We start from the raw sequence: 11,812 nt of genomic DNA, 5'->3' as shown, positions 1-11,812 counted from the left end.
TTCCGAGAGGGCCCGGCGCTCGGAGGCGTGCGGAGCGGGCTCGGAGTACTGGTGTCCTGCGCCGGAGGTCCGGCGCAGGACACCGGGAGCAAGGCCGGTGATCCGACCGGGCTACACGGCGGTGTTGATGACGGAGACCATGCCGAAGTGGTGGTGGGCGATGGTGAGGTCGCCCTGGGTGTCGCCGCCGGTGGGGGTGATCATGGCGGAGGAGACGGTGTACTCCCTCGGGCCGCCGCTCTGCATCAGGAAGGGGATGCCGATGGTGGCGGGGGTCTGCGGGCCGAGGGAGCCGAGCCCCGGGGGGACGGAGAGCCGGTAGACGGAGGGGATGGCGGGGTCGTTGTTCTCGTAGAGCGCGGTGAGGCCGGGCGGGCGGCCGGCGGTGGGGACCTGGGTGTAGAAGGGGGTGGAGAAGGTGAAGTTCGCGGGGCTCTGGGTGCCGTCGAACAGGGTGCCGGCGCCGTTGAAGAAGTGGAACGGGATCTCGGCCGCCGCGCCTCCGGCGATCAGGGGCAGCTGGGGGGAGGTGAAGTAGAGGTTGGCGTTGCCGGGGGGCGGGGTGGCCAGGCTGGAGCGGACGAAGCCGAACTCCCACACGTTGCGGGTCAGGTCGCTGTCCATGTCGGTGGTGTTGTTCGCGTCGGTGGTGAAGATCGCCCGGCCGATCGGGGGGATGTTGGGGGCGGCGGGCAGCAGGGTGAAGGTGACGGGCACGGTCACGGCCGTGTTCGCGGGGAAGCCGTTGAACGAGACCTGGATGACGGAGGGCACGTCGGGCGCGCTGTTCTGGTACAGCCAGCGGGAGGTGGCGCCGCTGACGGAGGGCAGCGACGCGACGTTGGCGTGGAACGGGGTGATGACCTTCAGCGACACCGGTCCGGTGGCCGCGGCGCTGCTGAAGTTGCCGACCGTGACCTGCACGGTGGCCGTCCCGCCGCCCATGTAGGTGCCCGCGTCCGCCGAGCAGTACAGGTTCACGCTGTTCAGCACATCCGGCCGGCGGGTGGTGCCTGCGGGGGTCGCGGACCGGTCCTCGGCTGCGGCTCCCGCAGGCACGGCTGCGCCCAGGCCCACCACGGCGGCACCCAGTCCTGCGGCCCGGAGGAGGCTTCGGCGTGCCACCGGTGCTGCCCCCGGCCCGCCGGACTCGTCCTCTTCGCGGATTCCATCGACCATGTCTGCGCCTCCATCGGCACGTAGCGGTGAAGCGGGCTCCAGCCCAACGGTTCGTACCATGACACGTAGTCATGTCGCAGCTCGGTCAACGCGCTTGACGGCATCCGGTCCGTCACCGTGCCGGAGTCGACGCGGCAACGGTGCCCTTCCGAGCAGTGGCCACTGGAATGGCGAGCCCCCGGGCGTCGGACGGTGCCCGGGGGCGCGGGAGCGCGTGCTGTGCGCTCAGAGCGAGGCGAGGCTGAAGTCCACCTCGTGCTTCCCGGTCAGGGCTGTCACTCCGGTGTCGCAGGAGCCGGTGATGCCGGACAGGTCGAAGCTGCCCTGGTAGCTGTTGAGGGGCAGGAGGGTGCTGGTCACGTCCGTGATGCCGGTCTCGTCGTTGGTCACCTCGCTGCTGCCCGAGTTGCCCTTCTCCCCGCCCTTGAAGGAGACGGTGGTGCGGCCGAGGACCCTGTTGTTGACGTCGTACCAGGTGAAGGTCGCCGTTCCGGAGAAGGGATGGTAGGACTCGCAGGAGAACGTCCCGGTGGCGACCGAGGAGATCGTGCCATGGCCGACGTTCGAGTTGGTTCCGGCGGCGCTGTAACAGTCGTCGAGACTGCCTTCGAGCGTGTACGAGTTCGATGCCGCCGCGTCGGTCACCGGGTTCTTGAACGTCAACGTCGCCGGCCCTGTGCAGGTCAGGTTGTCCAGGACCTCCGTCGCCTGTGCGGTTCCGGCCACGCCGGGGATCGCCACCGACAGCAACCCGCCCACGAGGGCCGCCACCATCAAACGTCTCATCAGTCGTCCTTACTCTCTGTTCATCGGCGCTGTGCCTTGGGGCCAAGGATCGTCGGTACTCGATCAACCGGCATTTGTGCGGCACCGGCGCGCTCCGTGTCTCACTCGGACAGCGGGACGGGGCGGCCAGGTGGGCGGTGCGGGCGCCCCGCCGCGGACGGGTCGGGTCACCCGATCCCCACTCCGGCGTCGCGGGAGGACCGCGGCCACAGCACTGTTTGAGCATGAGCTACGACGATTGGGTGACAGCCGGAGCCCGTGTGAGGCCTGCCCGCCCCCGGAGGGTGCGCGCCGCCCTCGGTTCCGGCTGCCTCGCGGGGGCGCTGGTGCTGCCCGTCGGTGCAACCGCGCCCGCCCGGGACGCGACCACCCGGACCTTCACCACCGACGCCACGTTCACCGTCCCGGACGGTGTCACCGGCATCACCGTCACCCTCGTCGCGTCGGGTGCCGGGGGAGGCGGCGGGGGCGGCGGAGGTGGCACCGGCCTCTTCAAGAGCGGCGGCGGGGGCGGGGCGGGAGGCGGCGGCGGAGGAGGGGCCCGGGTCACCTGCACCCTGGCCGTCACCCCCGGCGACGTGCTGACCCTCACCGTCGGCAGCGGCGGAGCCGGTGGAGCGGGAGGTGTCGCCGGTGAGGAGACCGACCCGGGCGCCGACGGCGGCGCCGGGGGCGCCGGGGGCCGATCCACCCTCACCGGCGGCGCAGTCGTCCTGGCAGCCGTGGACGGCGGGTCAAGCCCCGGTGGCGGGGGCGCGGGCAGTGTGCTCGGAGGCGCCCGGGGCGAGGGAGGCCACGGCGGAGGGAGCGTCCCCGCCTCCGCCTGCAAGGGCGGAGGGCCCAGTGGCACGGGCGGATCCGACGGTGACCTCGGCGCCGGTGGTGAGGAAGGCGTCGACGTGACACCGGCCACCGTCGGCGACACCGTCCCCGGCAGCACGGGCGGCGTGGGCGGCGAAGGCGGTGCAGCGGGGGCTCCTGTGCCGGCCGCCTGCCCCGTGGGCACCGGCGACGGCGGGGACGGCGGGGACGGTGGCGACGGCCAGGACTACGTCGGCAACTTCGACGACCCCCAGACCCCCGGCGAGGACGGCACCGAGGGCGCTGCGGGCGGCAACGGCTGCATCACCCTCACCTTCTAGAACAGCGGACTGGGCCCCGGCGCCGCTTGATCGGCGTCGGGGCCCAGCGCTTCGTCAGGCCGCCGTGTCCAGGAGGCTCGTCCCGCCCGGCCCGAGTTCGCCGGGCACCGCCCTCTCCGCAGCGAGGGGCGGGGCTTGCGGGAGCGCGGCGGTGGGGCGCCCGTTCGGGATCAGGCGTCCTGCGCGGGGACGAAGGGGACGGGCATGGGCCTGGCCGTGGGGGTGGCCGTGGGTGTGGCGGTGGGCGTGGGGGTGGCGGTGGAAGTCGGGCTGGAGGTGGAGGTCGGTGTCGGCGTGGGGGACTGCGTGCCGGTGGGCAGCGTGATGGTGACCGTCCCGTCCAGCGTCATCGACTTCAGGCCGGTCGGGGTGCTGCAGGCCGTGAGGTCGATGTTGGACTTGACCGGGTCGAGGACCACCGTCCAGGTGGCGCCCTTGTAGCGGCCCGCGGTGATGCCGCCGCTGAGGGGGTTGCTCGACTTGAGCAGGTCCTGGATCGGCTGCATGTCCCAGGTGAAGTCGGTGGTGCCCGGGTCCTCCGTGGTGGGCTGGCCGTTCGCGGTCTCCCAGGTGACGCGCTGCAGGGTGCCGGGCGCGTTCTGGTAGCTGCCGGCCGCGCAGGTCACGCCGTTGCCGAGGCCGGTCCCCACGTAGTCCGCCTGGGTGATGGGGGCGTCACCGGTGCAGTTGAGCAGTTTGGGGTTGCCGAGGGTGGCCGTGATGTTGTCCTGGGGGACGAGGGTGAGGCCGGAGCTGAAGGTCATCGTGAAGCTGTCCTCACAGGTGATGACCTGGGGCACTCCGACGGCGGAGGTGTCGAACACGAGCAGTCCGCCGACCAGGGTGCCGGCCGTGAGGGCGGCGGCCGCGATACCGATGGGGTGTTTCATGGGGTCGTGCCTTTCTTGGGGTGGGGGAGCCCGGTGGTGCTGGGGGCCGGCTCACCCGGGGAGTCCGGGGGCCGGGGCTGTGGGACGGCTCGACGGGGTGGGGAACCCGGAGTCCGAGGGCCCGGCCGCTGCGGGGGAGCCGTCGTCCTCGCCGTGGCGCGCGAGGGTGAGGAGCGCCGTACCGCTGACCACCAGGACGGCGAGGACGTAGAGCGGGGTCACGGACGGGGACTTGAACCAGTCGGTGGCCTCGGCGGTCAGGTAGGTGGCGAGGGTGCCGCCGAGGAGTCCGCCCAGTTGGTAGCCGACGGCGGTTCCGCTGAGGCGCACACGGCTCGGGAAGAGCTCGGAGACCAGGGCAGCCTGGGGGGCGTACATCGCGGCGAAGCCCACCAGCGACAGCAGGTAGGCGAGCACCAGGACCGGGGGAGAGCCGAAGCGCAGCAGGGGCGCGAACGCGGCGGCCCAGACCGCCGTGGTGATGGTCCCGGCCAGGCAGACGCGCCGTCTCCCGTAGCGGTCCGAGAGCGCGCCGAAGAACGGGATCAGGGCGATCAGCGCGAGCGGGGCGAGGAGCGAGAGCGCGATCAGGGCGTTGAGCGACAGGCCGGCGACGCGCAGCAGGGTGAGGACGTAGTTGAACGAGAAGCCGAAGAGCACGACGTCGGCTCCGGCGGTGATCGCCGTGGTGATCAGCAGCTTCCTGCGGTGCCGGGCGATCAGTTCGATGACCGGCCGCCTGCTGCGGGCCCCGGTGAGGGTGAGCGCCCGGAAGGCGGGGGTCTCCTCGATCCGCGCCCGGGCCCACAGCCCCACCACCACCAGCACGGCGGAGAGCAGGAAGGGCAGTCGCCAGCCCCAGGTCATGAACTGGGCGGGGGTCAGCGCACCGGAGACCGCCGTCATGGCCCCGAACGCCAGCAGGTTGCCCGCCGGCGCGCCGATCTGGGCCCAGCTCGACACCAGCCCCCGGCGACCCGGTTCGGCGCACTCGTGCGCGACGACGGTGGCGGCCCCCCACGCACCGCCCAGGCCGAGCCCCTGGAGCAGGCGCAGCGTGACCAGCAGGAGGGGGGAGGCGAAGCCGATCTGGCCGTAGCCGGGCAGCAGCCCGACCAGGCCGGTGGAGGCCCCGGTCAGCAGCAGCGCGCCGACCAGGGCGGGGCGCCTGCCGTGGCGGTCGCCGAGGTGCCCGAAGAACGCCCCGCCGACCGGCCGTGCCACCAGCGCGGCCCCGTAGAGGCCGATGCCGGTGAGCGTCGCCGCGAAGGGCGAGAGGTAGGGGAAGAACTGGTGCTTGAAGACCAGCACCGAAGCGTTGACGTAGAGGAAGAAGTCGTACCAGACGAGCGTGGTACCCATGAGGCTGACGATGACCGAGCGGCGGACATCGCGCGTCGCGAAGCGCACATCGAACTCCATTGCGTGTGACTGCCGTCACTTCTAGCAATATTCCAGCGCCGGTGGCATCGCGCCACGCAGGCCGTCGCGGGCTGGACTATTCGCGTGCGCACGGAACCTTTGCCCCGAACTCCGGGGGTTCGCCGGGGCGTCCGGCGTGACCGGTCGGAGGTTGGTTCAACTCGGCTCGAAAGTAAGGGAGTTCGTGGTTCGTGTGGTCGACTCGACTTCTTGTCCGAATGTGGCGTTCAGGTTAATCGTGTCGCCGGTGAATCGTCGTGCTGTGGAGTGGATTCCGGCCGTCCGACCGCCAGGACAATGCGACTTCCATTCGCATGTGGCTCACTGGCGGGTCGGATTCATGGAGAATCCGACTTTCACACCCGGCCCGTCGCCCGCTCCGGCCCCCGCTGCCGTCGCCGGAGTGCTGTCGGACGCCCGTCGGCGACACCTCTGTCCACGGCGCTGTCCGCAGCTCGCCGACGCGGCTTCACCGGGCACACTCGGAAGATCACCAACGGCATCCGCGATCTTCGCCGGAGCCGAACGACGTGGCCAGCCACCCTTGGGAGGAGCCGGCATGAACCGGTCCCGGTTGACGGAGCAGTCCGACGTGGCATCGGGCCCTGACGGTCCGATCACCGTCTTGTCCGGCTACGTCCATCCGACGCGCGGACCGGTGACCTGCCCGGCGGCCCCGCTCGTGGCCGGGTGGCTCCACGAGCGCGGGTTCGCCTCCCGGATCGGTGCCGGCGGGATCCTGCCGGCGGGCCGGGGCGGGCGGCTGTTCGCCACGACCTACATCGACCTGGACGGGGCCGTGGTGGGGATCGCCGTGATCGCTCCGGCCCGCCAGGAGGCGGTGGCGGCGGAGGCCGTCCGGGTCTGGTCGGCCACGGTGCGGACCAGACGGCTGATCGTCTGCGCGTCGGAGCCCGCGTGCGGACCGACCCCGGTCGTCCCGTCCCAGCCCCTGAACCGGCTTCCCCCGTCCGCAGGGGGCGCGGGGCAGGCCGAGTGTCCGCGGGCGGCCGCGACGTGGGCCGCCGTCCGGCAGTACGAGGCGCGCGGGGACACGGTCCTCGTGCTCGGCTGCGGCGGTTTCGCCCCGGCCGGCCCCGCCGCGCAGCAGACGGGCGCGCAGCAGGCGGGGTGGGTCCGGGTGCCGGATGCGGCCGGGGCGCGGGCCCTGCGGTCCGTCGATCCCGAGCGGTTGTCCTTCGTCCAGCACCCGTGCTCACCGGTCGAGGAGGTCGCGGAGATCCTCGGGGTGCTGCGCGTGCGGTTCCCGCTGCTTCGGGGCCAGCACCCCGATCAGTGGTGCTACCGCTCCTCCGACCGGCGGCGCGCCGTCCGCGCGGTGGCGGAGTCCAGCGACCTGGTACTGGTCTCCGCCAGCAGCGCCGTGGCGGCGTCGATCCGCTCCGGCGCGTTCGTGGCGTTCAACGGTCTGAACGCCCTGCGGCCCGAGGAGATCGCGGCGGCGGCGACTGTCGGTGTGATCGCCCCGCTGCGGGCGGCCGAGGGCGCTGGAGACGCGACGGACGCGGTGGTCGGGGCGATCGGCGGCCTGGGGCCGGTGAGCGTGGCCTACCACCGTACGGTCACGGAGGTCGCGACCGACGTCCTCGCGCGGACTCCGCGCCGGCCCTGACGGGGAGAAGGCCCGGACGGTGCCGCGGGCGCGAATCGTCAGACGCGCCCGAGGGCGGTGGCCCGTTGGATGAGGTGGTCCGCGGCCGGCCGTCGTCGGTGGGGGAGCAGGAGCCCGGGCATCCGCGCCCTGGCCAGATGGGCCCGGCGGGAAGCCAGCAGCGGGTAGACGTCGAGGAACTCGTGCCAGGTGGCGCAGGCGGCTTCGATGTGCCCGGCCGCCAGCTGCCGTTCGGCCAGCCTGCTGAGGATGACGGCACGGGAGCGGGACTCGCCCCGGGGCCTGCGGGCGGCGGACACCTCCAGGAGCTTGATCGCCCCGGCGGGGTCGCCGAGTTCGACTCCGACGAGGGCCCGCTGGTGGTCCCACGAGGCGCGGTGGTAGTCGCCGATCGGCGGCGGCGGGCCCGTGGCGTTCGTGAGGAGGTCGCGGGCGTCGCCGATGTGGCGCAGCGCGGCCGTCCGATCGCCGACGGCGGCCTCGGACAGGGCGAGTTGCCCCAGGACGGAGGCGCGCAGCCGCGGCGCCGAGGAGCTGATGCGGCAGTCGGCGGCGGCTTGCGCCAGGCGCAGGCTCTGGCGCCGGTGGCCGAGTTCGTAGGCCTGGGTGGCCATGGCGCGCAGGGTCATCGCCTGGGCGGCCGTGTCGCCGGCGTGCCGGGCCAGGTCGAGGGCGAGGCGGTAGTACTGGCCGGCGAGGCCGTTGAGGTCGTCGTCGATGTGCATGAAGGCGCACAGGTAGCACAGTCGGGCGGTGGCTCCGAGGATGCCGAAGTGCCGGACGGGCGGGGCGGGTGCGGCGAGCATGGGCGCCGCCGTGGTCGAGAGGAACGCGGCGAGTGCGGTGCGGGCCTGGCCTCCGCCGTGGACGCGGTCGATCGCGGAGAAGACGGGCAGTAGCAGGGCGAGCGCGTCCGGCTGGGGCGGGGGCGCCTTTGCGCCCGCGGGTACCGACGGGCCGCTCGGGGCTTCGGTCAGGCCGGTCGGGCTTCCGGACGGGGCGGGCGGCGGCTGGTAGGAGAGGAGGCTCCCGTGGCGATCGGGTGTGACGGCCGCCGCAGCGAGCCGTGCGAGCACCGCCGGGGAATCCGGCGGCGGGGCGTCCGGTGGCGGGCCGCCGAATCCGGCGTCGGCCAGGGTGACGGGCCGTCGGAGCCGACGGCCCAGCGCCGCGCAGACGAGGTGGGGGACGGGCTTGCGGGGAACAGCTCCGGTGAGCCACTGGTGCACCGAGGCGCGCCCGTAGGCCCGGGCCCATCCGGATTCGGTGCCGATCTGATTGACGGCCCGGGCCAGTTGCTCTCCGGTCCATTGGGCTTCTTCGAGGAGTTCGCGAAGGCGGGCGTTGGGCACACGGCGGACGGCCATGTCTCTCCCGGCGGGTCGTCGACGCCGCGCTCACGGCGGCCCGGTCCGGCCTCCGCGGTACGCGGTCGCGCTGCGCACATCCCGCCATGCTATCCGCTCGCGGTGCCGCCGGGATACCCGAATGGGATTCTCAACTCGGTTTAATTCTTTGAAAGTTGACGCCCGGAAAAGCTTGACGGGCCGGCCGTCGAAAAGCGCCCGCGAGCGCGGCCGCAGACTCCACCATCAGTGACGTCGGGGCGTTTCCTTCGAGCGTGCCCCAGGGTGGAGGCGGAATCCGTGATGTCCGGCCCGCAGCGTCCGCAGAGTCCCACGGCCATCGAAAAGTTCGTTCACATGTTCCCCGGGCAGGGGGATTTCAGTCTGACCCCGCTGTTGCGGACGCTTCCCCGCGTCGGGTCGCTGGCACGCGCGGTCGCCGAGGTCTTCGAGGAGGCCGACGTGGTCGCCGCCGAGTTCGGGGTGGCACCGATCGGCCCCCGGCTGGCAGGCGGCTCCCAACTGACAGGCGGCTCCCGTTCGGGTGGTGGCTCCCAACTGACAGGCGGCTCCCCGCTCAGCACCGGCGCGCTGGCCGCCGAGCCGCCCGGGACCGTACAACTCGCGCTGTTCGGTGTGTCGTTGGCGGTGCACCGGGCACTCGAAGTCGACGGCTGCCGGGCGCACCGTCTCCTGGCGGTCAGCTTCGGCGAGATCCCCGCGCTGACCGCGGCCGGATGCTGCTCGGTCGCCGACGGGGCCCGGCTGGCCTGCCGGCTCGGGCAGTTGCTGACCGGCCACGGTGGCGGCATGACACTGCTGGGCACGGGCCCGGCCACAGCCCGCCGGCTGCTCGCGGCCGCCGGGCCGGGCACGGGCGTGGTGGTGGCCTGTGTCAACCACGGCGGGGAGACGGTGGTCTCCGGCCCGCTCGACGGGCTCGCCGTCGTCGAACGGTCGGCGACGGCGCACGGCGTGGGGGTGCAGCGGCTGCGGCTCCCGTTCATGAGCCACCACCCGGCTCTCGTCCACGAGGCCGGTGCGTTCGCGTACTTCGCCCGACGGCTGCGCCTGTCCCCGCCGCGCCGACCGGTGTACTCGGCGGTGGCCGGCCGGCTCTACCGCGCGGACAGCGACCTGCCGAGCGCGCTGTCCGCCTGCCTGGTCAGGCCCTTCGACCTGCCCGCGGTGTTCGGCGCGGCGCTGGCGGACGCCTCGCTGGTCGTCGAGGCAGGCACCGGCAGCACGCTGACGAACAGCGTGCGCAGGATCGACCCGCGGCAGGACGCGCTCGCGCCGGTCGCCGACGGTCCGTGGCCGACCGGCCCTCCGTCCCCGCCCCAGTCGCCGCTGGAGCCCCCGCGCTCCTGCCCGCCTCCCGCCGCGCCGGGGGAGGGCACGTCGCACCACCACCACCCGACCACGACGGCCGCACGGGGAGACTCATGAACACCGAACGGAGGCCCGGCGAGGAGGCCGACGCGATCGACGTCCTGACCCGCCTCTCGGCGTTGCTCCCTCCCCGGCGGGCCGCGGAGTTCAGACAGCTCCTGGCGGACCACCGGGCCGAACACGGGGCGTCAGCCCTGCGCACGGACGTCAGCGCGCACCGGCGGCTGGCCCGTCTGGCGGCCTCGCTGCCGCCGGCGGCCGAGGTGGTCGCCGACGCGGAGCTGCTGGCCGCACTCAGCGAGGCGACGGCACTGGCGGATCCATCGCTCTACCAGACCTTCCTCTCCCACTACACCCTGTGCGTCGGCTCGCTGGTTCTCCTGGGCGGCAAGGCCGCGGACCCGGACGGTGCCCTCGCGCACGCACGCACCAAGGGCTCCTTCCTGGTCACCGAGATCGGCGACGCCGGCAGCCACCTCGGGATCCGTACCGAGGCCCGGTTCGACCCGGTCCGCCGCGCGTTCACACTGCACACCCCGGACCACCGGGCCGCGAAGTTCTCCTCCGTCGCGGCGCTCGGCCTGCCCCAGCAGGCGGTGGTCTGCGCACGGCTGCTGACGGGCGCCCGGGACGGGGGAGTGTTCTCCTTCCTCGTCGACATCACCGGGGCCGACGGCCGCCCGGCACCGGGTGTGTCGGTCTCCGGCCCGCTCCCGGTGGGCGCGCTCCCGCTGCCCTACGGCCTCGTCCGGTTCCACGGCGCCCGAATCCCGTACGACCGCTGGCTGGCGGACGGGGCCGGGATCGACGCCACGGGCGTGCTGCACGACCCTCAGCCCAGCGCCGAGGCCCGCCTCCAGCGGACCCTGAGCTGCGGCCAGGGGCTGTGGGCCACCCTGCCGTCCGCGATGGCCGGCCTGGCGGGCCGCAGCGCGGCGATGGCCTGGCGGTTCAGCGCGGGCCGCCGCTCGCACGGCCGGCTGGCGCCCGGGAGCCCGGTCCTGGAGTACCGCACCCAGCAGCACGCCGTCGTCGGAGCGCTGGCCGCCGCCTTCTCCCTGCGCTGCACCGCCCGGGCGGCCCTGTCCACGTGGGCGGGCCTGCGCGCCGCAAGCCCCTCCGACGGGCCGGGCACGGCGATGACCTTCTCGCCCTGGGCCGCGGTCGACCGCTCGCTCGCCCTCTACAAGGCGCACAGCACCCGGGCCGTGGCGGACCTCGTCGACTCCCTCCAGCACCGCTGCGGGGTGTCGGGCCTCTTCGACCACAACCGGCTGCCGGGCTACCTCGGCTTCGCCCGCGCCTTCGACAACGCCGGCGGCGACAACACCCTCATCCTGCTCGACGCCGGCCGCGCCCTCGCCGAGGAGCGGGCACGCCCCGATCGGCGGCCGGCCGGTCCGGGCCGGTTCCCGGCCGACCCTTGTCGCTTCCCGGCCGACCCGACCGACGCCGCGTGGTGGCCTGCGGCCGTCACCGCGTTGCAGGACCGGCTCGCCGACGACCTCGCCGCGGCGGCGGCGGACCGTGCCGAGTCGCTCCACGGCTCGCTCCAGCGAGACCTGGAGCTGTGGAACCCGCTGCTGGAGGACGCCCTGGAGCTGGGGGACGTCCAGGCCCGCCGGCTCGCGGCTGAGGCCGCGGTGGAGGGGAGCGCCGCGCACCGGCGCGGGTGGCCCGTTCCGCAGGCGGCCGACCTCGCCGCGCTCGACGGCCTGCGCCAGGCCCGCCGCCTGGCCGGCCCCCTGCTGGCGACCGGCGTGCTCACCCCCACGGCCGTGCGTGCCCTGCCCGCCGCCATGGACGTCCTGTGCGACCGGCTGCGTCAGGCCCTGCCGGACATCGTGGCCGCCCTCGACCCCGGGGCGGGCCTCGCCCGCACCGCCCTCGACGAGCCCGACTACGCCGCCGCGCTCCTGGCCGCCCATGGTGCCTCCGCCGGCGCCCCCGCCAGTTCCTCCACCAGTTTCTCCACCGGCTCCTCCACCGGCTCCTCCGATCGCACCGGGAGCACGTCGTGAA

General features: G+C 73.7%; 9 protein-coding genes. 4 read left to right on the top strand and 5 right to left on the bottom strand.

What is annotated here, in order from left to right; all coding sequences use genetic code 11:
• Window positions 1–111: 111 nt before the first annotated feature.
• Window positions 112–1,179 carry a hypothetical protein gene (locus tag ACFVX9_RS01245; protein WP_387979793.1) on the bottom strand — a complete coding sequence of 356 codons (1,068 nt, stop codon included), beginning with the start codon at window positions 1,177–1,179 and terminating at the stop codon, window positions 112–114.
• Window positions 1,180–1,404: 225 nt separating this feature from the next.
• Window positions 1,405–1,965: a hypothetical protein gene (locus ACFVX9_RS01240; protein ID WP_387979791.1), complete on the bottom strand. Its 561-nt coding sequence runs from the start codon at window positions 1,963–1,965 to the stop codon at window positions 1,405–1,407.
• A gap of 224 nt (window positions 1,966–2,189) precedes the next feature.
• Between ACFVX9_RS01240 and ACFVX9_RS01235 the strand changes: the two genes are divergently transcribed.
• A complete protein-coding gene (locus tag ACFVX9_RS01235; RefSeq protein WP_387979789.1) occupies window positions 2,190–3,107 on the top strand; it encodes a hypothetical protein in 918 nt (305 codons plus the stop codon).
• 170 nt (window positions 3,108–3,277) lie between these two features.
• Here the strand turns inward: ACFVX9_RS01235 and ACFVX9_RS01230 are convergent, their stop codons facing one another.
• Window positions 3,278–3,997, bottom strand: coding sequence for a hypothetical protein (locus tag ACFVX9_RS01230; RefSeq protein ID WP_380483003.1), 720 nt, complete (start codon window positions 3,995–3,997; stop codon window positions 3,278–3,280).
• A gap of 51 nt (window positions 3,998–4,048) precedes the next feature.
• Window positions 4,049–5,359, bottom strand: coding sequence for an MFS transporter (locus tag ACFVX9_RS01225; protein ID WP_380369294.1), 1,311 nt, complete (start codon window positions 5,357–5,359; stop codon window positions 4,049–4,051).
• A 619-nt stretch (window positions 5,360–5,978) separates the two neighbouring features.
• Between ACFVX9_RS01225 and ACFVX9_RS01220 the strand changes: the two genes are divergently transcribed.
• A complete protein-coding gene (locus tag ACFVX9_RS01220; RefSeq protein ID WP_380369291.1) occupies window positions 5,979–7,052 on the top strand; it encodes a hypothetical protein in 1,074 nt (357 codons plus the stop codon).
• A gap of 38 nt (window positions 7,053–7,090) precedes the next feature.
• Here ACFVX9_RS01220 and ACFVX9_RS01215 read toward each other — a convergent pair whose 3' ends face one another.
• Entirely contained in the window at window positions 7,091–8,419 is a 1,329-nt protein-coding gene (locus tag ACFVX9_RS01215) for a tol-pal system YbgF family protein (RefSeq protein WP_387979786.1), read from the bottom strand.
• 336 nt (window positions 8,420–8,755) lie between these two features.
• Here ACFVX9_RS01215 and ACFVX9_RS01210 point away from each other — a divergent pair, with 336 nt between their 5' ends.
• Window positions 8,756–9,847, top strand: a complete 1,092-nt coding sequence (locus ACFVX9_RS01210) for an acyltransferase domain-containing protein (protein ID WP_387979784.1) — start codon at window positions 8,756–8,758, stop codon at window positions 9,845–9,847.
• Window positions 9,844–11,811 carry a hypothetical protein gene (locus ACFVX9_RS01205; RefSeq protein WP_387979782.1) on the top strand — a complete coding sequence of 656 codons (1,968 nt, stop codon included), beginning with the start codon at window positions 9,844–9,846 and terminating at the stop codon, window positions 11,809–11,811. Before ACFVX9_RS01210 ends, ACFVX9_RS01205 begins: the two co-directional genes overlap by 4 nt.
• The last annotated feature ends 1 nt before the right edge of the window (window position 11,812 follow it).

The organism is Kitasatospora sp. NPDC058243 (genome assembly GCF_042882025.1).
Taxonomy (GTDB): domain Bacteria; phylum Actinomycetota; class Actinomycetes; order Streptomycetales; family Streptomycetaceae; genus Kitasatospora.
The sequence above is the reverse complement of the archived record's forward strand: the minus strand, read 5'-3'. Positions and strand labels throughout refer to the sequence as shown.